The organism is Cupriavidus sp. 05N40 (assembly GCF_056397305.1).
Window position 1 is genome coordinate 15,505 of the sequence record NZ_JBFTND010000034.1, and the last position, 24,206, is coordinate 39,710.

Below are 24,206 nucleotides of genomic sequence, written 5' to 3' on the forward strand. Positions count from 1 at the left end.
CCAGCACGCTTCAGGCGGCCGCGCCTGGCGGGGCATGGCCTGCCAGGAATCGGTCCAGTTGGCCAGCGAACGCCTTGCTATCCTGTTGGGCGTACGGTGCCGGACCGCCGGTATCGACACCCGAGCCGCGGAGCTGGTCCATCACCTCGCGCATGGTCAGGCGTTCCTGGATATTCTCACGGGTAAACCAGCTTCCGCGCGGGTCGAGCACATAGGCACCCTTGTCGAGGGCGGCGGCGGCAAGCGGTATATCCGCCGTAATCACGAGGTCACCATGGCCGGCCAGCTCGACGATGCGCTCATCGGCGGCGTCGATGCCCGCCGGCACTTGCAGTGCCTTGATAAAGCGCGAAGGCGGCGTGCGCAAATACCGGTTCGCCACCAGCGTGACGCACACTTCGACACGCTGCGCGGCCCGATACAGCATTTCCTTGACGACAAGCGGGCAGGCGTCGGCGTCAACCAGTACTTGCATCGCGGGATTCCAATTGAGGGAGGGAACGCTCATATTACTGCCTGCGCGCGTCATATCGAGGACGCCGACAAGATGGAGTTCCAATGGAACAGAACGGCGCAGCGCTCGCGGGCACGATAGACCTCGGTGACCTGACAGTCAATCGGCTGGGCTTCGGCGCAATGCGTCTGTGTGGCGATTCGGCCTGGGGAAGACCAAGGGATCGGGATCAGGCCCATCGAGTCCTGCGTCGAGCGATCGAGCTTGGCGTGAACTTCATTGACACTGCGGATAGCTACGGTCCGGAGGCCAATGAGTCATTGATCGCGCAGGCCTTGTATCCCTATCCTCCGGACCTGGTCATCGGTACGAAAGGTGGCTTGGTGCGACCGGCTCGTCGAACCTGGGTCCGGGACGGACGCCCCGACCATTTGCGGACTGCGGTTGACGGCAGCTTGCAGCGCTTGCGGCTGGAGCGCATCGATTTGTATCAGCTCCACGCCCCCGATCCGAACGTGCCATTTGCCGAGTCGGTAGGCGCCCTGGCCGATCTGCAGCGCACAGGAAAAATCCGCCATATCGGTATTTCGAACGTTACCGTCGCGCAGCTCAGTCTGGCACGCAGCATCACGCCCATCGTGTCGGTCCAGAACGCGTACAACCTGAGAGACCAGACCAGCGAGGACGTCCTCACCGCATGCGAGCGCCTCGGGATTGCCTTTCTGCCCTGGTATCCGCTGGGTGGCAAGCGAGGGCTACGGGCGCTCAAGGTGAAGCAGGTCGCCACGCGTCGCGGGCTCACGCACGCCGCATTGTCTATTGCGTGGCTGCTCGCCAAGTCACCCGTCATGCTGCCCATCCCCGGCACGCAATCCATCAGTCACCTTGAGGAAAATGTGAACGCAGCAGGCCTCAGGCTGGCGCCAGAAGACTGCGACGATTTGAGATGAAGTGGCGCTGAAGGTTGCGAGTGGTCGCGCGTGGCGTCATGCCGAAGGGGCCCGGGCTAACCTGCGCCCGTATGTGAGGCCCATATGTGCGGCCTAAGGGGGGCTGTAGTGGCCGAATCCTTGCGTGCCGCTACGTGGAGGCGCACGCTGGCGATGCGCGGATTGCCGGCGGCACGCCACACCTTCGCCCGGGCGCCAGGCCCGGCGACAATGTCCGGCAGCTGGCGCCGCGGCGAGTTTTCTACCGCGGCTTGTAAAGCCTGCCGGCGCTGCCGGGCCCCCGGCAGGGGGCAAGGGCTTGCCGCCCGCCCGCGATCCCATTGCCGCAGACCATGACGGGAGCCAGCCATGATAGCCACACTCCGACATACCCTGTGCCGCCTGCTCGGCGCCTGCAGCCTTTTCCTTGCCGCATGCGGCGGTGGCGGCGACGGTGCGGTGAGTGTCAGCGGCGGCGGAACCGGCACGCTCTCGGTCGTCATATCGGGGCTGCCGGCCGGGATTCCCGCCAATGTGACGGTCACCGGCCCCGGCGGCTACCGGCAGACGCTGGGCGTATCGACGACCCTGGCGAACCTGGTGGCGGGCACCTATACCGTGACCGCAGCCAACGTCCTGACGAGTTCCGCGTCGTACCGGCCACAATTGCCCGTCCAGACGATTGCGGTGGCGCCAGGCACCGCGCCGGTGGCCGGCGTGATCTACGGTCCGCCCGTGGATCTCCGGCTGGCCCTGAACGAAGTGGCAGGCGGCCTCCAGTCGCCGGTATTCCTGACGGCGCCGGGCGGCGACGCGCGGGTCTTCGTGGTCGAACGTCCCGGACGCATCCGTATCGTGCGCAACGGCGCGCTGTCCGCCACGCCATTCCTGGATATCGGCGCGCTGACCACCAACGATGGCGAGCGCGGCCTGCTTTCCATGGCATTCGATCCGGGCTATGCCACCAATGGGCGTTTCTATGTCTACTACACTGATCTGAACGGTGCCATCACCATCGCCCGCTACGGCGTCTCCGCCGGCAACCCGGACCTCGCCGATGCGGCCGGTACTGTGGTGCTGGCGATCCCGCACAGCGCTTTCAACAATCACAATGGCGGCCAGCTCGCGTTCGGGCCGGACGGCATGCTCTATATCGGCACCGGGGACGGTGGTGGGACGGGCGATCCATCGGGCAATGCCCAGAACCCGAATGTGCTGCTCGGCAAGATGCTGCGCATCGATGTCAGTGGCGCGGGCGGGCAGCCGTACACCATGCCGTCGACCAATCCGTTCGCCGGTGGGGMCGGCGGTCGCGGCGAGATCTGGGCGCTGGGGCTGCGCAACCCCTGGCGGTTCTCGTTCGATACGACGGGGCTGATCTATATCGCCGATGTGGGACAGGACCAGCGCGAAGAGATCGACGTGGCCCCTGCCTCCAGCGCCGGGCTGAACTACGGCTGGAATCGTACCGAGGGCGTCCTGTGCGAGGGAGCGAAGCCCTGCAACACGGCGGGCCTGACGCTGCCGGTGTCCGACTACGCGCACAGCGCCGGCGACTGTGCGATCGTCGGCGGCTATGTGTATCGCGGCAGCGCGATTCCGGAGTTGCAGGGACGCTATTTCTATTCCGACCTCTGCGCCGGCAAATTGCTCAGCCTCATGTACCGCGACGGCGCTGTGACCGAGCAAGTCGACTGGCAGGTCACGGCCGGCGGCAGCGTGCTCTCGTTCGGCCAGGATGCCGCGCAGGAGTTGTATGTGCTGGCCGATCCGGCCACCTCGGCCACCAGTGGCAAGGTGTATCGGGTCGAGCGGGCCGCGGCGACGCCGTGACCGCCGCGCCGCCGGTGTCGTCGCGACCAAAGCGAAGCGGACCACGCGCCGCCCCGCGCGCGCAAGGCGGCCCGGCGCCCGGCCGGCTCCCCGGGGCGCATCCGGCATTTCCTGCATTGCATAGTTCAGGCCACGATGAACCATCGTGATGCGCGCGGGTAGCACACTAGGCCAAAGCTGCCGTGACACCGGCGCTTGCCGCGCGACGCGTGCAAGCACGTCCGCGGCATGCGCCCGACGCCAACTTCGCTCCCTTGCCCCCATGCATCCATCCATGCCGTCCGATCCCCTCGCCGCCGTGACCGCTCCTGATCCCGCGGCCTACTATCGCGCCCTCGCCGCGCAGCGACCGTTCTATCGCGACGAAGCGCTCGGGCTGTGGGTCGCGGCTGGCGCGGCGGAGGTCGCGGCGGTGCTGGCGCATCCCGCCTGCCGTGTACGTCCGCCAGCGCAGCCGGTGCCGCCGGCGCTGGTGGGCAGCGCTGCCGGCGTGCTGTTCGGTGGCCTCGTGCGCATGAACGATGCCGCATGGCAGGCGCCGCTCAAGGATGTGCTGCGCAAGCATCTGGCTGGCCTGGATCCGGGCGGCATGCGCGCCCGCGTGGCGGCGCTCGCGCAGGCGCTGCCGTTCGATGCCGCGCAGGCAGGAGCCGCGGTCAACCACTGGATGTTCGCGCTGCCGGTGCTGGCGGTGGCCGATGCGCTGGGCATGGCGGTGGCCGGCGCGCCCGGCGAGGGCGCAGCGGTCGCCGGACAGGTGGCGGCCTTCGCGCGCGCGCTGTCGCCGCTGGCGACGCCGCAGGAGATTGCCGGCGGCAGCGATGCCGCGCAATCGCTGCAGGCCTGGATGCGCACGCAGTTGCCGGGCGCCGGTCGCCCGCTCGATGCGCTGGTGCGAGACGCGCAGGCCGCCGGCATTGCCCGGGATGTCATCGCGGCCAACGCCATCGGCCTGCTGATCCAGTCGTGCGAGGCCACTGCCGGGCTGGTCGGCAATATGCTGCTGTGGCTGGGACGCCGGCATGCCGGCGAGGCGGCGCAAGCCGCGGACCTGCGCGAGCTCGCCGCGCGCGTCTTGCGCGAAGATCCGCCGGTGCAGAACACGCGCCGCTTTCTCGCCGCCGATGCACGCCTGTGCGGCGCGGACCTCAAGGCCGGCGACGCCGTGCTGGTGGTGCTGGCCGCCGCATCGCTGGACGACAGCGTGGATGCGGGCTCGCCGCCCTGGACCTTCGGCCGCGGCCGCCACGCCTGCCCCGGCGACGCGCTCGCCACGGCGGTGGCGCAGGCCGTGGTGGAAGTGCTGCTGGCACGCGGCGCGCGCCCGGCGGCGCTGGCGCGCGCATCGCGCTACCGGCCTTCGCTCAACGCGCGCATTCCGCAATTCCTCTGACCCGGCCGCGCCGGGCCCGAACAACCCCCAAGCACACGCCACGCCATGATCGCAGTCATCTTCGAAGTCATACCGGCCGAAGGCCGGATGGACACCTACCTGAGCATCGCCGCGCAATTGCGCCCCACGCTGGAGGCCATCGACGGCTTCATTTCGGTGGAGCGCTTCCAGAGCCTGAGCGACCCCGGCAAGTTGCTGTCCTTGTCGTTCTTCCGCGACGAAGCCGCGGTCAAGGCCTGGCGCAATACCGAGGAGCACCGCCACGCGCAGTCGGCCGGGCGTGGCGGGGTGTTCGCGGGTTACCGCCTGCGCGTGGCGCAGGTGCTGCGCGACTACGGGCTCGACGAGCGCGACCAGGCGCCGGCGGACAGCCGCGCCGTGCATGCGCCCCTGCCGCGATGAGGCGCCCGGCTTGCATCGCGACCCGGCTCAGGACTGCGCCCAGCTCCGCAGGTTGTCGACGGTGGCCGTGACGCCGCCGCAGACCACCACCAGCACGTTCCTGAACGGCTCCAGTTCCGGCGCGCGCTCATAGGCCAGGGCCAGGCTGGCGCCGCACGCAGGTTCGACCAGGATGCGGTGGTCATCGAGAAAACGCTCGCACGCCGCGAGCGCCGAGCGGTCAGACACGACGGCACTGCGCACAGGATAGGCTTGCGTCAGCGAGAACGCCCGCTCGCAGACCTGCTTGGCGCCAAGCGAGGTGGCGATGCTGGTGATCGCTTCCAGCGTGACGCGCTTGCCGGCCTGCATCGATTGCGCCAGGGAGTCGGCGCCCCGGGTTTCCACCGCAATGACCGGCACGTCGCCCCACTGGTTGCGCTGCAGGCCTTCGATCACGCCGGACATGAGCCCGCCGCCGCCCACGGACAACACCACCGCGTCCGGCTTGAACGCCGTGCGCGCGATCTCGTCGACCAGGGTCGCGTGGCCGGCCCAGAGCAGGGGATCGTCGAAGGGGTGCAGGAATGCCTCCGTTTCGCCGATCATCGACAGCGCCAGCGTATTGGCCTCGTTCCAGCTGGCACCATGGACGATCACCTCGGCATTCTGCTGGCGGATCAGGTCCTTCGCGCGCGCCGTGGTGGATTCCGGAACCACCACCGTGACCGGGATCGAGAGGCAGCGCCCGGCGTAGGCAACGGCGATCCCGGCATTGCCGCCGGACGAGGAAATGAAGCGGCGCTTGCCGCGGCGCGCGTGTTCCTCGCAGGCGGCACCGATGCCGCGCAGCTTGAACGAGCCGGCAGGTTGCAAGGACTCGAGCTTGAGCCAGACGGAACGGCCCGCGGCCTGGCTCAAGGGAAAGGATTCGAGTAACGGGGTTTCGATATGCAGGGGCATCAGGAACGGTCCTGTGAAATCGGGGAATCGGGTCGGGTAGCGCCCGGCCCGGCTCGATATGGTATCGAAACGCGGCCGGCCACACACGAGATGCAGGTCAGATGCGGGTCACAGATGGGCCGTGGCCAGGCGCGCGGCGAGTCCGAGGAATACGATGCCGGCGAACCAGTTCAGCGCGCGTTGCGCGCGTGGCGAACGCAGCAGCAGGGCACCGAACATCGCCGAGAAGTAGGCGATCACCGAAAACACCAGCAGCGTGGCGACGATGAAGACCAGCCCCAGCAGCAGGATCTGCAGCGCGATGTGTCCATGGGCCGGCGCGACGAACTGCGGCAGGAACGCAAGGAAGAAGATGACCACCTTGGGGTTGGTGAGGTTCATCACCACCCCGCGCCGGTACATATGCCCGGCTCCCGTGCTGTCCGCGCCGCCGTCGGCCATGGCGCCGACCGGCGCGCGGAACGCTTGCCACGCGAGGTAAGCCAGGTACAGGGCGCCGACGATCTTCAGCGCCGCGAACGCGACCTCGGAAGCCGCGAACAGCGCGGCCAGGCCAAACGCCACCGCGGCGGTGTGCACCAGGAGCCCGGTGCACAGGCCAAGCACCACGACCATGCCCGCGCGCGGACCGCGCATCGCCGATTGCAGCAGCACGAAGACGTTATCCGGGCCGGGCGTGAGTCCAAGTATCACCGAGATGCCGAAGAACGGCAGCAGCGTTTCGATCGGGGGCATGTCTGGGACTCCTTTCGTTTCGTGTGTGAGGATTGCGCGTGAGCAACGCATATGTGGCCGGCATCAGCAAGCATGCGGCCGGGGCGTCGCGCCGGTGCCGAAGAACGACACGGGAATCGGACCACGGCTTTCGCGCATCATGAAGCTCCTCGAAACTGGCGGCGGCACTTGCGGGCTGGCGGGCCTTGGGTGCCGTCATCGATACGGGTACTGTAGGAGTCCGCACCCGCACCGCAAATGACCGCCGGTTTCATTAGCTTGCTCCATCGTCTCGATCGGAGGAGCACGCCGTGGCCGGGGCGCCCGGACGGGTGCGCATGCGGCCCGTGATGCACCCGTGCGCCTACTTCCCGGCGCCGCGCAGCAGCCTGCCTACCCGCGACAGGAGCCGGCTACCCACGGTGGTCGCCTCGGCGGCATGGCGCGCCGGCGTGGCGGGCGAGGCCTGCGCCTGTGTTTCCATGGCCTGCAGCGTCCAGCATGCGACCGCCGTGAATGCGCCCTGCTCGAGGGCGCGGCGGTCCGGGCGCGGTGTCTTCATTTCTGTTGCTCCTTGTTCGCCGCGGAAGCGGCCGGATAGTAATGGTGAAGCGCGTTCTCGAACGTCGCGCGGCTGAAGCCGCCCAGGTGCGTGCCCAGCAGATGCCCGCGCGCGTCATAGAAGAGCGTGGTCGGGTACCCGGTCACGCCCACGGCCTTGGCGACCTCGAGGTTGGCGTCGAACAGCAGGTTCCCGATCCGGACCTGGCTGTCCTCCAGGTAGCCCTGCACGAGCGGGCGCGGCTCGCCCTGGTTCACGAACACGATGTGCACCCAGGCATTGTCCGCCTGCGCCCTGGCCAGCACTGGCATCTCGGCACGGCATGGCGGGCACCAGGTCGCCCACAGGTTCACCACCATCGGCTTGCCGTCCGATCTTGCCAGCGGCTGGAACTGGCCCGCACTGTTGGCGAGCGAAACGGCGGGGACCATCTGCGGCGGGGCCGACAGGCTTGCCGCCGCGGTGGCGGCGCTCCAGGCGACCGTGCCCGCGGCCGCCGCGGCCAGCAGCGCCAGGCGCTGCGGCCTGCGCCGCAGGAGATACCAGGCGAGCATGCCCGCGCCGGCGAGTGCACCCGCGGGCAGGTCGAAGCCCAGGTCGCGGATGTCGAGCATGTCGGGAAGCTTGCCGCCATAGGCGGGCAGGTAGCGCATGACGAAGACCAGCCGCGCTGCCGCCAGCCCGACCAGCACGATGCGCAATATCGCGCCTTCGATGCTGTCCCGGTCCTTGGCGAGGCGGCGCCCGACCATCACTGCGGTGGCGACGCCAAGCGCCAGGATCAACGGTGCGACAGGGAGCACCAGGGGGCCGATCTTCATATTGCCTTCAAAGTCATGAGTGGAATGTCGGGTCGCCCGCCGCCTCGCGGCACACCGGTGCGGCAAGGCGCGCAGCGACACGCACGCAGTGTAGGGCGGCGGCAGTCGCGGGTGAACGCCCGCAAGGCTCACGAGTTTGCCCGATCGTCTCAGGTGCCGGTCGCCGGTGCCTGGCAAATGTGGACGACCCGCCGTGCGGGTGGCGCCGACATGGTCGGCGTGCGCGCAAAGGACCTGACAGGAACCGCTGGCGGGCCGCATACTACGGCGCATCTCCGCAACCCGTGGAAGAGAGGTCTCATGGCAGATCGCCGATGACACGCCGCCGGGCAAGCAGCGGCGCCACGCTCTGGAATACGCTGAGCAAGATCGCCACGCGCAATGTGCGGCGCGCGCAGCGCACCGTCACGCGCAGCGCCATCAAGTCGGCGGTCAGGCAGGGCGAAGCCATGAGCCAGGCCGCGCAGCGCGTGCTGAGCGGCGTCGCCTCGCCGGCGCCGGCGCCGGTCAGCCGCGGTGGCGGGCGCTGGGAGGAGGGCAGCGGGGGGCTGGGGCCGCTGGTGCAGCGCCGCTACCGCTTGTTCATCCCGTCCGGCGTGAGCGCGTCGCGGCCGGCACCCTTGCTGGTGTTGCTGCACGGCTGCGGCCAGGACTCGTCCAGCTTTGCCGCCTGCACGCGCGCCGCCGTGCTGGCGCGCAGCGCCCGCTGCGTGGTGCTGATGCCGGAGCAATCCTCCCACGCCAATGCGCAGCGCTGCTGGAACTGGTTCCGTTCGGCTGCGCGCGTGGCGGCGGAAGCCAGCCTGCTGATGGCCATCGTCGACCAGGTCTGCCAGCGGCGCCTGGTGCGCGCCGACCAGGTCTTCGCGCTGGGTTTGTCGGCGGGCGGCGCCATGGCGCAGACGCTGGGGTTGCGCTATCCGGACCGCTTCGCCGCGGTGGGCTCGCATTCCGGCGCGGTCGCGCTCAGCGCGGGCAATGCCGCGCAGGCGGCGCGGGTCATGCATGGCAAGGGCCATCCCGACATGCACGCCGCACGGTCGTCGCTGGCCGGCCGCCGCCCGCCACCCCTGCTGCTGCTGCACGGCGATGCCGATCACGTGGTGCATTTCGACAATGCGCTCGCGGCGGCCGCGCTATGGCAGCAACTGCTGCCGAAGGCGCCGGCGCTGGCCGCGCCGCGGCGCATCCAGCGCGGCCAGCGCCGGCCCTTCACCGTGTTCGCGTGGTCGGACGAGGGGCGGCCCTATCTCCGGCTGGTACGTATCGAGGGACTCGGGCACGCGTGGAGCGGCGGCGCGTCCGGCCAGGCCTTCAGCGATCCGTCCGGGCCCGACGCCTTGCGTATCGCCTGGCAGTTCTTCATGCAGTGCCTGGCGGCGCGGGGGCGGGTTCGTCCGGCTGCTGCCGGGCGAGCGGCGCTTGCATGACGACATCGCTTTCCGGGTAAGCCACGCAAGGCAGGATATAGCCCTCGTCGCGCTCGTCGAAGCTGACGCCGGGCCATTCGATGCGGTAGGCCACGTGTCCCGCGGAAAGCTGGCACAGGCAGGCGCGGCAGGTTCCGTTGCGGCAGGAACTGGGCAGCCGCAAGCCGGCCTGCAACGCGGACTGCAGCAGGGTTTGCGTGCCCGGCGCGGCGAACTCGTGGCCGAGCGGCTCCACGCGCGCCCGGAACACCGGTGCCTGCGTCATCGGCGGGCCTTCGCTCACGGCTGGTCCTCGCCGTGGCCGGCGTCGGGAAAGCGCGCGCGTCCGTGGGTGGCGTCGCGCAGCGCGACGCGCGCTGCGTCCACCTCGCTGGCCGGCAGGCGAATGGTGAGCCGGGCGGCGGCACCATGCTCGCCGTGCGCGAGCACGTGGCCGGCCTGTTCGATCCAGCGGCGCACGCGCGCCTCGTCGGCGTAGTCCACTTCCACCACCAGCGCGGCATAGGCAATGCGCTCGATGCGCTGCGCGTCCCTGAGCGCCACCGCGATGGCATCCGTATAGGCCCGCACCAGGCCGCCCGCCCCGAGCTTGATGCCGCCGTAGTAGCGCACCACGGCCGCCAGCACGCCTTCGAGTTCATGGTGGCGCAGGACCTCCAGGATGGGCCTGCCCGCGGTGCCGGACGGCTCGCCGTCATCGGACATTCCAGAATGTCCGCCGGCCAGCAGGGCCCAGCAGACATGGGTGGCGGTGGCATGCTCGGTGCGCAGGCGCTGCAGTTCGGCCATGGCCGCTTCGCGGTCGGCCACGGGGATGGCGTAGCCGATGAAGCGGCTCTTGCGGATTTCCAGTTCGGCCTGGAGGGGCGAGGCGAGGGTGTAGGTCGGCACGGATAAGGCCGCGCCATGCGGCGCGACGGCGGGCGGAAAGCTAAGGGACTGGGCTGCGGACTGCGAGCGTGCGTCAGTGTACCGCAGCGCGCGGGCCGGCCCTGTGCGCTGCCCGGTCGCGCCGCGGCAACGCGGGGCGGCGCCTGGATGTCTGCAAAGTAAGGCACTTTCAACATGCTGTCACAAATGGTTCATAGCATGCGACTCGGCCTGATCGCTGCGTGACGGTCCTCACCAATGCGCGGCATGGTGGCGCCACCGGCGCCGCCCATTCACTCACATAACAAACGGGAAAGAAGAATGCTCGACAAACCGGATGCTTCCCGCCGCAAGGCGCTCAAACTCCTGGCTGGCGCACCGATGTTGCCGCTGGGCATCGGCGCGACTGCCCTGCTGGTAGGTTGCGGCGGCGAGAGCGACGCAGTCGCCGCTCCGGCACCGGCACCCACGCCGGCCACGCCCGCGAGCTTCACCACCGCCGAGTTCACCGGCATGGCCGCGCCGAACCTGGCCAATCCGGCCGCGATGGCGACCACCACGGTCGGCTCAAGCCTGAAGGTGTCGTTCAGCGACGGCAGCAGCCAGGTCTACAAGCTGGCCTACCAGCCGTTCTTCATCACCGGAGACCAGGTGCCCGACGGCAACGGCGGCAAGATCCTGGCGGGCGGCTACTTCGACATCAACAACCAGCCGATCATCGACAAGTCGGTGGCCGGCAAGGAGCGCCAGTTCTTCTCCGACGCGCCCGACGGCACCTCGCTGCTGAAGATCGACGGCGCCAAGGTGGCGGGCGTAAAGGGCAACACGGTATTTGCCGTGGTCCAGTTCGAATACACCACGCGCAACCAGCTCGGCACCGATACCTACGGCCAACTGCCTTCGCCGATCGGCGTGCTGACGCTGGACCAGGACCCGGCCACCGGCAAGCTCACGCTGGTGAAGTACCACAACGTGGACACGTCGCCGGCCAACGGGCTGTGGATCACCTGCGGCGCCAGCCTGTCGCCGTGGAACACCCACCTTTCGAGCGAAGAGTACGAGCCGGATGCGTTCACCGCGGCCGCCAGCGCGCAGTTCCAGAAGTACAGCGAAAACCTGCTCGGCTACGCCGGCGCGCTGGCCAATCCGTACTTCTATGGCCACCTGCCCGAAGTCACGGTCAACCCGGACGGCACCGCCAGCATCAAGAAGCACTATTGCCTGGGCCGCATCTCGCACGAGCTGGTGCAGGTGATGCCGGACAACCGCACCGTGCTGATGGGCGACGACGCCACCAACAGCGGCCTGTTCATGTTCGTGGCGGACAAGGAGAAGGACCTCTCCGCCGGCACGTTGTACGTGGCCAAGGTAGGCACCGGCTTCTCCATCGATCCCGCCCAGCCGGGCGCCGACCTGACCTGGGTCAAGCTCGGCCATGCCACCAGCGCCGAAATCGAGGCCCTGGCCAAGTCGCACCGCCCGACGGACATCATGGACGTCAGCCTGACCGATCCGCTCCTGGCCGATCCGCTGAACACCGGCTACACCAAGATCTTCACGGGCGGCACCGCCAACTGGATCAAGATCAAGCCGGGCAAGGAAAAGGTCGCCGCGTTCCTGGAAACCCACCGCTATGCCTACCTGGCCGGCGGCAGCATGGGCTTTACCAAGATGGAAGGCACCACCGTCAACATCAAGGACAAGGTCGCCTACTCCGCGCTGCAGAACATCCAGGACTCGATGGTCAAGAACAACACGGCCAAGGGATGGAATGCGCAGAGCAATATCTCGGTCGATGTGGCGCTCAAGGCCGGCGGCGTGATGCAGCACAAGCTGGCCGGCGGCCAGAAGGACCTGGACGGCGCCGCGATCAACAGCGAATGGGTGCCGGTGCATACCCAGGCGCTGATCGTGGGCAAGGATATCGCCGCGGACGCGCTGGGCAATACGGCAGATCCGGAGACGATCGCCAACCCGGATAACCTGAAGTTCTCGGAAAAGCTGCGCACGCTGTTCATCGGCGAGGACAGCGGCCAGCACGTCAACAACTTCCTTTGGGCCTACAACGTAGACACCAAGAAGCTGAACCGCGTGCTGTCCACCCCGTCGGGTGCCGAGTCGACCGGCCTGCATGCGGTCGACGAGATCAACGGCTGGACCTATGTCATGAACAACTTCCAGCACGCCGGCGACTGGGGCGGCCTGCACGCCAAGGTGCAGGCCACGCTGGATCCGCTGGTGCGCGCCAACTACAAGGACCGCTTCGGCGCGGCCGTCGGTTACCTGACGGCAGACGCTACCAGCGTCAAGACCGCCAAGGCCTGAGCGCACTGACGCCGCGGCCGCCGGGCCGCGGCTTGCGGGTTGCCCGAAACGCCCCTGGCGAGAGATCGCCGGGGGCGTTTTGTCTTGTGCCGCGGCGCCTGCCTGCTACGCTTGCGGCAAACCGCCATGGGAAGCCCGCGCCCGGCCTTCCTGTGCGGACCCCGCAAAACAGGAGAAACAGCATGCCCAAGCAAGACGAGCCACTGCACGCACGCCGCATGGCGCCGGCCACCGACCGCAACCGCGACGCCATCCTGGATGTGCTGCGCCGCGTCCTGCCGTCCGGCGGCCTGGTGCTGGAGATCGCCAGCGGCACCGGCCAGCACGCCGCTTACTTCGCGGCTGCGCTGCCGGCGCTGACCTGGCAGCCGAGCGACCCGGAGCCGGCCGCGCGCGCCTCGATCGAGGGCTGGACCGCGCATGCCGGACTGGCCAACGTGTTGCCGCCGCTGGCACTGGACGTGCGCCGGCAGCCCTGGGGCATCGAAGCCGCGCAGGCGCTGGTCTGCATCAACATGGTCCATATCGCGCCGTGGGCGGCGGCCGAAGCGCTGTTCGCCGGCGCCGCGCGCCTGCTGCCGGCGGGCGGCGTGCTTTACCTCTATGGCCCCTATCGCCGCAATGGCGAACACACGGCCCCGAGCAATGCCGCCTTCGACGCGCAATTGCGCAGCGCGGACGCGCAATGGGGCGTGCGCGATATGGAAGATATAGTCGTGCTCGGGGAGGCGGCGGGCCTGCGCATGGACGATCCAATCCCGATGCCGGCGAACAATTTCAGCCTGGTATTTCGCAAATAAGGGATTGCCGGGAATGCGCTGCCGTGACCGCGGCTACGGCGAAAGGACTTCGCAAGCGGAAAAGGCGCGATAAGAAAGCCGGCAATGCCAGCGAAGACGCCGTGCGCCAATCAGGTGGCGGAAAGCGGAAGTCGGCGGGGAAAGCAGGGAGTAAGCGGCAGGGAGTAAACCGCGGGGAATTCAACTGAGGATTTCCGGCTGGCCGTGCAAGGCACCAGCCGGTTTGCACAAACGTGGTGCGGCGGAACGAAACGCGGCGCATGGCGCGGGACGCGGCACGGATACGCCGTGCGCATCACCGGGCCGCCTGCCGCGCCGGCCCTTGCGCGATTTACTTCGCTGCGACGGGTGCTGCTTCTGCTTCGGTCTTCACGGGAGCGGCCTTCTTGGGCGCTGCCGGCTTCTTTGCGACGGGCTTCTTTGCTGCCTTCGGCGCTGCTGCGGCCTTCGGTGCTGCTGCTGCCTTCGGTGCTGCGGCTGCCTTCGGCGCTGCCGGCTTCTTGGCGGCTGCCGGCTTGGCGGCGGCCTTCACCACCGGCTTCTTCGCTGCCGGCTTGGCCTTGGCCTTTGCCTTTTGCGCAGCCAGCTTTTCCTTGGCGGCTTGCTTCTCGGCCAGCACAGCGCTCTTGGCTGCTGCGGCGGCTTGCACGATTTCACGCTTGGCGGTTTCGATGGCCTTCTTCGAATCTGCGCGCAGCTTCAGCAGGGCCTTCTTGGCGGCTGCCAGTTCGCGGGCCAGGACGCTGGCTTTCTTCGCGGGCACAGCTGCCTTCTTTGCGGCGGCCGGCTTTGCCTTGGCTGCTGCGTTGGTCTTTACGATTTTCTTGGTGGTCACGGCCATGATTATTTACCCGTTAGTTTGTAGAGCGCGGAGTATAACCTTTCGCGCGACACGACTAGCACACGATCCATTAAGTGCGTGTGTTTTCTGTCGGAAAAGTGTGCGCGAATACAACATCTCTATCCGGCATTGGCGCATGGCGCGCGCTGCGAATATGGCCGACGTATTGGCTTTTTCGATGTTCCGCGTGTTTCAGCGGGTATTGATTTTTACCTGAATGCCGTCGGGCAGCACCGTGATCGCGCCGGGCTCGATGTCCTTGCCGGCAATGTGCAATTGTTCCGGCGTGAAGGTGTAAAGCGGGTAGTCGCGCAGCACTTGCTGCGCCACCACGGCGCCGATCGCGTTCAATTGTTCGCCGTATTGCGYCGGCATGCCGCTGACCTGGACGCGCTCGACGGCGGGATTGTCGAGCAGCACCGCGCGCCTGGCCGGATCGTAGCGCAGGCCGCTGCTGACCGACAAAGTGCCATTGATCGGCGGCGCGGGCAGCAGCGTGTTGCTGACCTGGGCGTCCATCTGCGTGCTCACGCGGTTGTTGGCATCGTCGAGCACCAGGCGCGGATTGGTCAGTTGCACGTCGACCACCTGGCCGTAGCGCAGCCGCGCGGGAAAGCGCTTGTCCACGGCGTCCTGCAGTTCCTGCCGCGAGAATGTGTAGTCGCCCGTCCAGACGTTGTAGCCGGCCCAGGCGCTGGCGCCGCCGAGCAGGGCGAGTGCGCCGCAGAGGGCGATGCGGCCGGCGGCGCGGGCGGCGCCGGTGGCGCGCATGGTTCGGATGGCGGTCGGCTTGGTCGGCATGCTGCGGTTTCTCCGGGTTTGGCCTGCGGCGCTGGCGCTCGCATCGGCCATCAGGCTCAGCTTTCAGACGCGGTGGCGGCGGCATCGTTCCACCGCGCGGCGCTCAATAGTGCGGCGGGATCTCGTGCTGCGATCCGTTGTCCGGCCCGCCGGGGCCGCTCGCGCGCATCTGCTGGTAGAGCGCCTGGAGCTGCTCCTGGAGCAGGTCGATCTGGCGCTGCTGGCGTGCCACGGCGAGGTTCAGCGTTTCGAGCAGGTCGTCCTGGAAGGCGACCTTGATCTCGAGTTCGGTCAGGCGGGATTCCATGGCGTGTTCTCCATTGTTCAGATTTCGTCGCGGGCTTGCGGCCGCGCATTGTAAGACAGCCCAGGCGGCGTTTCGCGCCGCTTGCCGGGCCGCGCGGCCCGGTGTAACGTTAGGCCTTCCGCCGGCCCGCACGGGTCGCATGCACTGATCCATCATGATTTCAGCCACGCACCACACGCTTGCCGTCGACGCCACCCTGGCGGGCGCTGAGCTGCCGTGCGCGGCTCTCGCCGCTTCTCCTCCGCCCGTCACCTCCCCGCCGCGCGCGCGGGCCGGCGTTGCACCGCCGCCCCCGTTCACGCCGGGCTGATCCGCAGCCCGTCTTTTTCCATCTTCGGCTTTTTTCCGGCGGCGTGCCACGGCGCGCGCATGTCTTCCTGCGCCCGCGCACGTGAGCCTGGCGCCGGCTGGCCGAAGTTTCAGGATGAACTCCGGATGCTTTCCGGCGTTTTCGTGACAGGTGAATTTCATGGCTTTGAACAAAACCGCGCTGGCCGCGCATGGCTCGACCGCGCTCTTCGTGCTGCTCTGGAGCAGCGGTGCAATCTTCGCGCGGCTCGGGCTCGAGTACGCAACCGCCTTTGCCCTGCTGGCCGCGCGCTTCGCGCTCGCGCTGCTGGTGCTGCTGGCGCTGGCCGCATGGCGGCGGCGCTGGCTGCCCGAGCCGGGCACGCGCATGCGCGTGATGGCCGCCGGCCTGCTGCTGACCGGCGCCTATTCGATCTGCTATCTGCTCGCGCTGGCGCGCGGCGTGACGCCAGGCGTGCTGGCCACCGTGCTGGGCGCGCAGCCGATCCTGACCCTGTTGCTGGTGGAGCGACGTTTTTCCCTGCGCCGGCTGGCCGGCCTGGCGGCGGCGCTGTGCGGGCTGGTGACGGTGGTGTCGGAAAGCATCGGGCAGGCGCGCCTCTCACCGCTGGGCATGGGCTTCGCGCTGGCGGCGCTGGCGTGCATGACGATCGGCGCGATCCTGCAGAAGTCCATCCGCCAGGCGCCGCTGGATGTGCTGCCGCTGCAATACGGCGCCGGTCTCGCGCTATGCCTGCTGTTCGTACCGTTCCAGCCGCTGGCGGTGACGCCGGCGGCGGGCTTCATCGTTTCGCTGGCGTGGCTTGCGCTGGTGATCTCGGTGGGCGCCACGCTGCTGCTGTACCGGCTGATCCAGGCTGGCAACCTGGTCAGCGTGACCAGCCTCTTCTACCTGGTGCCCGGCGTGACGGCATGGATGGACTACCTGTTCCTGGGCAACCGGCTCGCGGCGTCGAGCATCGCCGGCATGGCTGCCATCGTGATCGGACTGGTGCTGGTCTTCGGGCGGGCGGGCACGCGCTAGCTCCGCGGTGCGGCGCGCCGGGCCGGCGCGCCGGCACCGGTCAAGCGTGGGCCAGTGCCGCGGCTGCGTGCTGCGCCGGCAGCACCAGCTCGGGCACGCCCTGCAGCAGCGGCGCGGTGGTCGCGCCGGCCTCGAAGCGCGAGGGCGCTTCGCGGGCCAGGCGACGCAGGCGTTGCAGGCGGGCTTCGAGACCGGCATCGGGCTGGGTGTCCAGGCACAGCGTGGACGGGCAGGCCACGCCGAGCAGGTTCAGCGCCTGCTTGAAATTGGCCGGCGTCAGGCCATCGGCGGGATTCACCGCCACTGCGTGCGCGCGCAGGTGCGCGAACCGTTCGTCCTGCAGCGAAGCCGTGTCGCAGGTCAGGATGGCGAAGGCCTGCGGCGCCGGCCGGCTGGCGAAGTAGGCCGCGATGCGCGCGGCGTGGCCGCCAGGCACGTCGGGGGTCATGCCTTCGACCTGCAGGTCGAGCTGCTGCAGGATCGCCGCGGGCACGCCGCGGCGCCATGCCTCCGATACCACCACGCGGGCGCCGGCCAGGCCGAACAGGCGGCGCACGAAGCCAAGTGCGACCGGGTCGAAGAAGCGGACGTCGCGCAGGGTGCCAGTATCGGGAATCCCGCCCAGCCGGGCCTCGGAGCGGCCCGAATAAAGGACACCGGGGACGTCAAGCATGATGAGGCGTTCAGACATGATTTCCTGTTTTGGTTGCAGCGCCGTCGTTGGCACGTTTGAAGATTACGACGCAACCAAAAAAATCTGCAGTGCCGTATGCGGCCTAAGTTGCAACATATCTGTAACTTGAGATGCGACTTCGTAAATTTCATCCGTTCGCCCAGGCGAGTTGTTTCGCGGCGAAACAGATTTGGCCGGGGCGACGGGGAAAAAGGCGCCGCAAGATGGAGCGGGACGCCGGCCCGGACGACGCGGGCGGCGTCCCGCGCGCTCAGAGATTGATCAGCAGGTAGGCCACTGCGACAGCGCCGATGGCGCAAAGGGTCTTGCGATAGATCGATGACATGGGCTGTTTTTTCCTGGTTGCACGTCGTGACTGCACGTTGGACAAGGCGCGCGCGCGCCCGCTGGCAAAGTGCCGTGCGGGGAGGTCAGGACAGCGTGGGCGAATCCTGCATTCCCCGCACGGCGAGGAAAAGCACGGCGGCATGACCCTTGCTGTTGTCCGCGCACGCGAACGCCGGCGCGGCTTGCGCGGCAGGCCGGCAGGCAGCGCGATGGCGCGGGACGGTGGTGGCGACGGGCATGGGGCTTGGGATCGGGGCGGCGGCCGGGCAGCCACGATGGCTGGCGCCGGACCGGTCCTTATGCCATGGCGGGTGCGCAAAGTCCAGCCGGGCCGGTGCCTGCAGGGCGTCTCGCGCGCCTGGGTTGCCGGCTGGCTTGCCTAGAATGAACAGCGCCCTGCCACCTAACGGGAGATCCCATGCATCTCGAAGGTTCCTGTCATTGCGGCGCGGTCGGTTTCAGCCTGGAGTCCGACTCGCCCTATCCCTTCATGCATTGCCACTGCTCGATCTGCCGCAAGACGGCGGGCGGCGGAGGCTATGCCATCAACCTCGGCGGCGACGCCGCCACGCTGAAGGTCCGGGGCAGGAAGCATGTCGGGATCTATCACGCCGTGATGCGCGAGCCCGGCAAGCGCGCCCGCCGCTCCCGCGCGCAGCGGCATTTCTGCCTCAAGTGCGGCAGCGCGCTGTGGCTGTGGGATCCGGGGTGGCCGGAACTGGTGCACCCGCATGCGTCGGCCATCGATACGCCCCTGCCAAGGCCGCCGGAGGTGGTGGAAGCCGCGCTGGATTTCGCGGCGCCCTGGGTGGACGTACCCAGGGGGCGCGCCCACGTGCACTGCGGCACCTGGCCGTCGGAGTCGCTGGCCGAGTGGCACCGGCGCAAAGGCTTGCAGCGCTAGGGGTCCCGGTGTCCCGGTGCCCCGGCGGCGCGCGCCACCCTCAGCCGCGGACCAGCATGATGGCGGCGGTGGCGATCAGGCACAGCGAGAACAGCGCGCGCAGGCGCCGCTCGGGCATGCGGTGGGCGAGCGCCACGCCCCAGGAGATGGTCAGCATGCCGCCCAGCGAAAGCGGGATACCGCTGGCCCAGTCCACATGGCCGGCATTGGCATAGGCGGCCAGCGCCACCACGGCACCCGGCGTGACCAGGGCCAGCGCCAGTCCTTGCGCCGCCGCTTGCCGGAAGCCGAACAGGCCGACCAGCGCGGGTGCGGCCACCACGCCGCCGCCCACGCTGAAAAAGCCCGAGAACGCGCCGCCCACCGCGCCCAGCGCCGGAATCCAGCGTGGCGACAGGCGCGCCCGCTGCGCGGTGGCCGCGCGCCCGGGCTGCAGGCGCCAGAGGAAATACAGCGCCAGCGCGATCATGAAGCAGGCAAAGACGCGCCGCAGCAGCACCGCGTCCATGGCGGTGGCGAGCCGGGCCGAGGCATAGGTGGCAAGTACCGCCGACAGCCCGAGCACCGCCGCCGTGCGCAGTGCGATATCGGCGCGGCGGCGGTATTGCCAGAAGCCGATCATCACGTTGGGGGCGATCATCACCAGCGCGGTGCCTTGGGCGAGTTGCTGGTCCATGCCGTACAGCAGGCCCAGCGCCGGAATGGCGATCAGCCCGCCGCCGATGCCGAACAGCCCGCCCACCGCGCCCAGCACTCCGCCCAGGCCGAAAATGATCAGGGAGGACAGCAACAAATGGTCAGGCATGGAAGAAGGCGGAGAAAAGAGATGGGGCGCAAGGCTGGCAATGCGGGAACAAGGGCGGGAACAAGGCCGGGAACAAGGCCGGGAACAACCGCGGCAACAAGGGCGCGCGGCGCGCCTGGCCGGGGAAGCCGGCTGTCCCGGCCTAACGTGCCCGGGATAGCGTGTGCAGCGCAGCAGGCGAAGCGCCCGGATGCGGTGTGGCAACAGGTCGCGTGGCGTCCCTCGTCGCAAAAGCTGCCTGCCGTCACGGAAGTGCGTAATGATACGGGCGTTTGACCAGGGCCGCCGCGCCCGCGCAGTTTGTCGGGAAAGCGCCTTCTTCGTCAGGGTTTTCCCTTGAAACTGGACCGTTCGTACGTTTACACGGTTTTTTGTTGCATTTATGAAAGCCGTTTGTAATGCGTTTCGGTTTGAATGCGCACGGGACGTTGCGGCCGCTCCGGATGCGGCACGTACACTACGCGTTCCGTGGAGATACATGAAAGTTCGCCGTCCCGGTGCACCGAATAGTCGCCATGGTCGTTTACCGCACACTGAGTCGAACCGAGCCTGATTTATCGTGTCTTTTTCTTTTCCTCGTTTCTTGCTGGCCAGCCTGCTGAGTGCCGTCGCCGGTGCCGCCGTGGCCGGCACGAATGTGCCCCCGAGTGCACCGCTGCCGGCCGACGGCCCCTGCGTGGCGCCACTCGCGAAGGCGCCGCTCACCATCGCGCAAGTGCGCCTCGATACCGTGCGCTGCAACCGCGACATCATCGCCGCGCGCCGTGGCGAGGAGGCCAGCCAGGCCGATATCCAGATCGCCTCGCAACGGCCCAACCCGGTGCTGAGCCTGGGCGTGGCCAATATCAACCCGCACCAGGGCTTCAATTCCGGCGGCCCGCGCAACAAGACCGTGGATTCCACGCTGCGCGTGGACCAGGTGATCGAGACCGCCAACAAGGGCAACCTGCGCGTGGAAGGCGCGCGTGCTTCGAGCCGCGCCGCCGGCGAGGTGCTGCAGGCCGTCGTCACCCAGCAGTCGAGCGCCGCCGAGCAGGCGTTCTACGAGGCACTGGTCAGCCAGGAGCGCGTGGCGGTGCTCAACGAGACCCTGTCGCTCTACGGCCGCACCCAGCAGGCCAACGAGACGCGCCTGAAGGCCGGCGACGTGTCCCGCGCCGATGTGACCAAGCTGCAACTCGACGTGCTGCGCTCCCAGGCCGACCTGCGCGCCGCCATGGCCGACCACGCCAGCGACAAGGCCGCGCTGGCCCAGGCCATCGGTGTGCCCGGCACGCTGGTCGACAACCGCCTGGTGGCGGACTGGCCCGCGCTCGACGTGCCGGTGCCCGAGCCCGATGCCGATACCGTCCAGCGCCGTCCCGACGTGACCGCGGCCGAAGCCCGCCTGGCGGCCGCGGCCAGCGCGCGTGACCTGGCGCGCGCCGGGCGCGTGCCGGACGTCACGGTGGGCGCGCAGGCCGAGCATTATCCGGTTTCGGAAGCCAACCAGACCGGCAGCGGCAACAGCTTCGGTGTGTTCCTGTCGATCCCGCTGTTCGTGCGCCACAGCTTCGGCGGCGAGGCGCGCCGCGCCGAGGTGGACTATTACGCCGCGCTGGACGACCGCAACCGCGTGCTGCTCGAGGCGCAGAACGAACTGGAGCGCTCGCGCAACCAGCTTGAGGCCGCGCGCCTGTCGCTCAAGCAGATGGTCCAGAGCGTGGTGCCCGCCGCCGAAAGCGTGGCCGGCAGCGCCGAGTTCGCCTATGCCAAGGGTGCCACCAGCGTGCTGGACCTGCTCGACTCGCGCCGCGCGCTGCGCCAGACGCGCCTGGACGCAGTCAACGCGCAAGGCGATTACGCCAAATCCCTGTCGGCCTATCGTGCCGCCCTGCAGTCCTCATCCAATGCCCAGGCTCGTACCGATGTGCCGCGCCCCTAATCAAGTGTCCGCTCCGATGTCTGCTTTGATGTCCGCTTCGATGTCTCCGATGACTGCTACGCCTGCTTCGACTACCCCCGCGCGCCACGGCCTGCGCGCGCGCCTCGCGGCGCTTTCGCTGGTGACGCTGGCGCTGGCCGCCTGCGGCAAGCAGGAAGCCCCTGCGCCCAGCGACGAGCCCAAGGTCGCCGGCAACACCGTCGAATTCCCGGCCTCCGTGAAGGCCCTGCCGGGCATCGCCGGCGAAAGCGTCAAGCGCGGCGGCGAACGCATGCTGAGCCTGCCCGGCCGCCTGGTGTGGAACGAGGACCGCACCGTGCGCGTGTCGACGCCGTTCGCCGGCCGCGTGACCGAAGTGATGGCTCAGGCGGGCACCAGCGTGAAGGCGGGCCAGGCGCTGGCCATGCTGACCTCCACCGATTTCGGCGTGGCCCAGTCCGACGCGCGCAAGGCCGCCGTCGACGCCGCCTACGCCGGCAAGGCGCTGGCGCGCCAGCGCGAGCTGTACGACGCCGGCGTGGTAGCGCAGAAGGACCTCGAGCAGACCCAGGCCGACGCCGCGCGCGCCAGCGCCGACCTTGCCCGCACCCAGGCCACGCTGCGCCAGTACGGCTCGCCCGCGGCAGGCGGCGGCATGGCGCGCTTTGCCCTGCGCACGCCGATCGACGGCCTGCTGGTGGAGCGCAATATCAATGTCGGCATGGAGCTGCGTCCCGACCAGCCGCCCAGCGCGCCGCTGTTCCTGGTCACCGACCCGAGCGAGCTGTGGGCGCAGGTGGACGCGACCGAGGCCGATCTCGCGCTGTTCAAGCCCGGCGTGAGCGTGCGCCTGGTGTCCAGCGCTTATCCCGGCGAGACCTTCACCGGCAAGGTGATCAAGGTCGCCGACTACGTCGACCCCGCCGCGCGCAGCGTCAAGGTGCGCCTGACCGTGCCCAACCAGGACCGTCGCCTGAAGGCGGAAATGTTCGTGACCGCCAAGCTGCAAGCCGCTTCGTTCGAGGGCATCGGCGTGCCGTCCAAGGCAGTGTTCCTGGCCGACAACCGCAACTACGTGTTCGTGCGCACGGCGCAGAACCGCTTCGAGCGCCGCCAGATCAAGCTGGGCGTGACGCTGCCCGGTACCGCCGAGGTGGTGGACGGACTCAAGGAAGGCGATGTGGTGGTGACCGAGGGCAATCTTTACCTGCAGGACATCCTGCGCGACGCCACCGCGGTCAACGCGGCCCTGGGCGGCGCGGCCAGCAACGCCGGCGCGAAGCAGTAAGGAAGACCGCCACATGATTTCGCGTATCGTCCATTTCGCGCTGCACCAGAAGCTGTTCGTCTGGCTCGGCCTTGCCATCTTCATCGGGGGTGGCCTGGCGGCCTTCAAGAACCTGCCGATCGAAGCCTTCCCGGATGTCTCCGACATCCAGGTCAACGTCATCACGCTGTACCCGGGCCGCGCCGCCGAGGAAATCGAGCGCCAGGTCACCATCCCGATCGAGACCGCGCTGGCCGGCACGCCGAATTCCGTGCGGGTGTTTTCGCACACCCAGTTCGGCCTGTCCTTCCTGATGGTCACCTTCAATGACAAGGCCACCGACGTGGTGGCCCGCCAGCAGGTGATCGAGCGCCTGCGCGGCGTGGACCTGCCCGACGGCGTGCACCCGGAACTGGCGCCACTGTCCACCGCGATCGGCGAAATCTTCCGCTTTCGCCTGACCGGCAAGGGCTATAGCGCGCAGGAGCTGCGCACGCTGCAGGACTGGGTGGTGGAGAAGAACCTGCGCCAGGTGCCTGGCGTGGCGGACCTGGTCACCATCGGCGGCACCATCAAGCAGTACGAGGTGAACCCCAACCTGGCGAAGATGCGCGATTCCAAGATCTCGCTGTCGCAACTCTTCGCCGCCCTGCAGCGCGCCAACGCCAACGCCGGCGGCGGCGCCGTGGCGCACGGCCGCCAGCAGTACCTGCTGCGCTCGCTCGGCAGCTTCTATACCTCGGCCGACATCGCCAACGTGGTGGTGGCCGAGAACAACGGCACGCCGATCCTGGTCAAGGACATCGCCGAGGTGAGGATCGGCGCCGCGCCGCCCCAGGGCCTGATGGGCCAGGACGACGAGGACGACATCGTCTCGGGCATCGTGGTGATGCGCAAGGGCGAGAATCCCTCGCTGGTGCTGGAAGGGCTCAAGAAAAGGATCGACCTGCTGGACAGCACGATCCTGCCCAAGGGCGTGAAGATCGTGCCCTACTACGACCGCTCCACGCTGATCGACAAGACGCTGCACACCGTGTTCGGCAACCTGGTCGAGGGCGCGCTGCTGGTGATGGCCGTGCTCTACCTGTTCCTGGCCAATGTGCGCGCCGCGGCCATCGTGGCGCTGGTGATCCCGCTGGCGCTGCTGTCCACCTTCATCGGCCTGACCTGGGTGGGCATCCCCGCCAACCTGCTGTCGCTCGGCGCAATGGACTTCGGTATCATCGTCGACGGCGCGGTGATCGTGGTGGAGAACATCTTCAAGCGCCTCGGCGAGCTCAAGGAAGCGCAGATCAAGGACAGCCGCGCGCGCATGCACGCCATCCTGCAGGCCACTACCGAGGTGGGCCGCCCGACCGTGTTCTCGATGATCATCATCATCGCCGCGCACATCCCCATCTTCACGCTGCAGCGCCACGAGGGCAAGATCTTCGCGCCGATGGCCTACACCGTGACGGGCGCGCTGATCGGTTCGCTGATCATCTCGCTGACGCTGGTGCCGCTGCTGTGCCACCTGCTGCTGACCAAGAACATCGCGCACGACGACAAC

24 protein-coding genes are annotated in these 24,206 nt (G+C 68.5%); 12 read left to right on the top strand and 12 right to left on the bottom strand.

The features are described from left to right. Positions 1–10: 10 nt before the first annotated feature. Positions 11–475: a YaiI/YqxD family protein gene (locus AC1DO7_RS10480; RefSeq protein WP_441612263.1), complete on the bottom strand. Its 465-nt coding sequence runs from the start codon at positions 473–475 to the stop codon at positions 11–13. Between the two features lie 83 nt (positions 476–558). Here AC1DO7_RS10480 and AC1DO7_RS10485 point away from each other — a divergent pair, with 83 nt between their 5' ends. The 4 genes from AC1DO7_RS10485 (at position 559) to AC1DO7_RS10500 (ending at position 5,011) form a co-directional block, all read left to right on the top strand. Then, positions 559–1,404: an aldo/keto reductase gene (locus AC1DO7_RS10485; RefSeq protein WP_441611927.1), complete on the top strand. Its 846-nt coding sequence runs from the start codon at positions 559–561 to the stop codon at positions 1,402–1,404. A 348-nt stretch (positions 1,405–1,752) separates the two neighbouring features. Beyond that, positions 1,753–3,216 carry a PQQ-dependent sugar dehydrogenase gene (locus tag AC1DO7_RS10490; protein ID WP_477116072.1) on the top strand — a complete coding sequence of 488 codons (1,464 nt, stop codon included), beginning with the start codon at positions 1,753–1,755 and terminating at the stop codon, positions 3,214–3,216. Positions 3,217–3,490: 274 nt separating this feature from the next. Further along, positions 3,491–4,609, top strand: a complete 1,119-nt coding sequence (locus tag AC1DO7_RS10495; protein WP_441611929.1) for a cytochrome P450 family protein — start codon at positions 3,491–3,493, stop codon at positions 4,607–4,609. A 45-nt stretch (positions 4,610–4,654) separates the two neighbouring features. Next, positions 4,655–5,011, top strand: a complete 357-nt coding sequence (locus tag AC1DO7_RS10500; RefSeq protein WP_441611930.1) for an antibiotic biosynthesis monooxygenase family protein — start codon at positions 4,655–4,657, stop codon at positions 5,009–5,011. 27 nt (positions 5,012–5,038) lie between these two features. Here the strand turns inward: AC1DO7_RS10500 and AC1DO7_RS10505 are convergent, their stop codons facing one another. The 4 genes from AC1DO7_RS10505 to AC1DO7_RS10520 all read right to left on the bottom strand — a co-directional run bounded on the left by AC1DO7_RS10505 (position 5,039) and on the right by AC1DO7_RS10520 (position 8,050). Continuing rightward, positions 5,039–5,953: a serine/threonine dehydratase family protein gene (locus tag AC1DO7_RS10505; protein WP_441611931.1), complete on the bottom strand. Its 915-nt coding sequence runs from the start codon at positions 5,951–5,953 to the stop codon at positions 5,039–5,041. A 108-nt stretch (positions 5,954–6,061) separates the two neighbouring features. Continuing rightward, complete coding sequence (locus AC1DO7_RS10510) at positions 6,062–6,688, bottom strand: LysE family translocator (protein WP_441611932.1); 627 nt, start codon at positions 6,686–6,688, stop codon at positions 6,062–6,064. A gap of 343 nt (positions 6,689–7,031) precedes the next feature. Continuing rightward, positions 7,032–7,229, bottom strand: a complete 198-nt coding sequence (locus tag AC1DO7_RS10515) for a hypothetical protein (protein ID WP_441611933.1) — start codon at positions 7,227–7,229, stop codon at positions 7,032–7,034. Beyond that, complete coding sequence (locus tag AC1DO7_RS10520) at positions 7,226–8,050, bottom strand: prolipoprotein diacylglyceryl transferase family protein (RefSeq protein ID WP_441611934.1); 825 nt, start codon at positions 8,048–8,050, stop codon at positions 7,226–7,228. The genes AC1DO7_RS10515 and AC1DO7_RS10520 overlap by 4 nt, the downstream gene beginning before the upstream one ends. A 314-nt stretch (positions 8,051–8,364) precedes the next feature. Between AC1DO7_RS10520 and AC1DO7_RS10525 the strand changes: the two genes are divergently transcribed. Beyond that, on the top strand, positions 8,365–9,480 hold the full coding sequence (locus tag AC1DO7_RS10525) for an extracellular catalytic domain type 1 short-chain-length polyhydroxyalkanoate depolymerase (protein WP_441611935.1): 1,116 nt from the start codon (positions 8,365–8,367) through the stop codon (positions 9,478–9,480). Here AC1DO7_RS10525 and AC1DO7_RS10530 read toward each other — a convergent pair. Beyond that, positions 9,413–9,763, bottom strand: coding sequence for a 2Fe-2S iron-sulfur cluster-binding protein (locus AC1DO7_RS10530; RefSeq protein WP_441611936.1), 351 nt, complete (start codon positions 9,761–9,763; stop codon positions 9,413–9,415). The genes AC1DO7_RS10525 and AC1DO7_RS10530 overlap by 68 nt on opposite strands. Further along, positions 9,760–10,371: an IMPACT family protein gene (locus AC1DO7_RS10535; RefSeq protein ID WP_441611937.1), complete on the bottom strand. Its 612-nt coding sequence runs from the start codon at positions 10,369–10,371 to the stop codon at positions 9,760–9,762. The genes AC1DO7_RS10530 and AC1DO7_RS10535 overlap by 4 nt, the downstream gene beginning before the upstream one ends. Positions 10,372–10,671: 300 nt before the next feature. Between AC1DO7_RS10535 and AC1DO7_RS10540 the strand changes: the two genes are divergently transcribed. Both AC1DO7_RS10540 and AC1DO7_RS10545 read left to right on the top strand, forming a co-directional pair. Continuing rightward, a complete protein-coding gene (locus tag AC1DO7_RS10540) occupies positions 10,672–12,675 on the top strand; it encodes a PhoX family protein (protein ID WP_441611938.1) in 2,004 nt (667 codons plus the stop codon). Positions 12,676–12,857: 182 nt separating this feature from the next. Continuing rightward, positions 12,858–13,475, top strand: coding sequence for a DUF938 domain-containing protein (locus tag AC1DO7_RS10545; protein ID WP_441611939.1), 618 nt, complete (start codon positions 12,858–12,860; stop codon positions 13,473–13,475). 331 nt (positions 13,476–13,806) lie between these two features. Here AC1DO7_RS10545 and AC1DO7_RS10550 read toward each other — a convergent pair whose 3' ends face one another. From AC1DO7_RS10550 to AC1DO7_RS10560, 3 genes are all read right to left on the bottom strand, one after another. Beyond that, on the bottom strand, positions 13,807–14,316 hold the full coding sequence (locus tag AC1DO7_RS10550) for a fumarate hydratase (RefSeq protein ID WP_441611940.1): 510 nt from the start codon (positions 14,314–14,316) through the stop codon (positions 13,807–13,809). Between the two features lie 192 nt (positions 14,317–14,508). Further along, positions 14,509–15,087, bottom strand: a complete 579-nt coding sequence (locus tag AC1DO7_RS10555) for a DUF1439 domain-containing protein (RefSeq protein WP_477116074.1) — start codon at positions 15,085–15,087, stop codon at positions 14,509–14,511. A 133-nt stretch (positions 15,088–15,220) separates the two neighbouring features. Further along, positions 15,221–15,424: a SlyX family protein gene (locus AC1DO7_RS10560; protein WP_441611941.1), complete on the bottom strand. Its 204-nt coding sequence runs from the start codon at positions 15,422–15,424 to the stop codon at positions 15,221–15,223. 469 nt (positions 15,425–15,893) lie between these two features. Here AC1DO7_RS10560 and AC1DO7_RS10565 point away from each other — a divergent pair, with 469 nt between their 5' ends. Continuing rightward, positions 15,894–16,757, top strand: coding sequence for a DMT family transporter (locus AC1DO7_RS10565; RefSeq protein ID WP_441611942.1), 864 nt, complete (start codon positions 15,894–15,896; stop codon positions 16,755–16,757). A 40-nt stretch (positions 16,758–16,797) separates the two neighbouring features. Here AC1DO7_RS10565 and AC1DO7_RS10570 read toward each other — a convergent pair whose 3' ends face one another. Then, on the bottom strand, positions 16,798–17,448 hold the full coding sequence (locus tag AC1DO7_RS10570) for an HAD domain-containing protein (RefSeq protein ID WP_441611943.1): 651 nt from the start codon (positions 17,446–17,448) through the stop codon (positions 16,798–16,800). 748 nt (positions 17,449–18,196) lie between these two features. Between AC1DO7_RS10570 and AC1DO7_RS10575 the strand changes: the two genes are divergently transcribed. Then, positions 18,197–18,682, top strand: coding sequence for a GFA family protein (locus AC1DO7_RS10575; protein WP_441611945.1), 486 nt, complete (start codon positions 18,197–18,199; stop codon positions 18,680–18,682). 40 nt (positions 18,683–18,722) lie between these two features. On the opposite strand, the gene AC1DO7_RS10580 is transcribed toward AC1DO7_RS10575, so the two are convergent. Beyond that, positions 18,723–19,487 (bottom strand): sulfite exporter TauE/SafE family protein, encoded by a 765-nt coding sequence (locus tag AC1DO7_RS10580; protein WP_441611946.1) that lies wholly within the window; start codon positions 19,485–19,487, stop codon positions 18,723–18,725. 559 nt (positions 19,488–20,046) lie between these two features. Between AC1DO7_RS10580 and AC1DO7_RS10585 the strand changes: the two genes are divergently transcribed. The 3 genes from AC1DO7_RS10585 to AC1DO7_RS10595 form a co-directional block, all read left to right on the top strand. Next, entirely contained in the window at positions 20,047–21,411 is a 1,365-nt protein-coding gene (locus tag AC1DO7_RS10585; RefSeq protein WP_441611947.1) for a TolC family protein, read from the top strand. A gap of 49 nt (positions 21,412–21,460) precedes the next feature. Continuing rightward, positions 21,461–22,678, top strand: coding sequence for an efflux RND transporter periplasmic adaptor subunit (locus tag AC1DO7_RS10590; RefSeq protein WP_441611948.1), 1,218 nt, complete (start codon positions 21,461–21,463; stop codon positions 22,676–22,678). Positions 22,679–22,691: 13 nt separating this feature from the next. After that, positions 22,692–24,206: efflux RND transporter permease subunit (locus tag AC1DO7_RS10595; RefSeq protein WP_477116073.1), on the top strand; the 1,515-nt coding region annotated here is incomplete at its 3' end.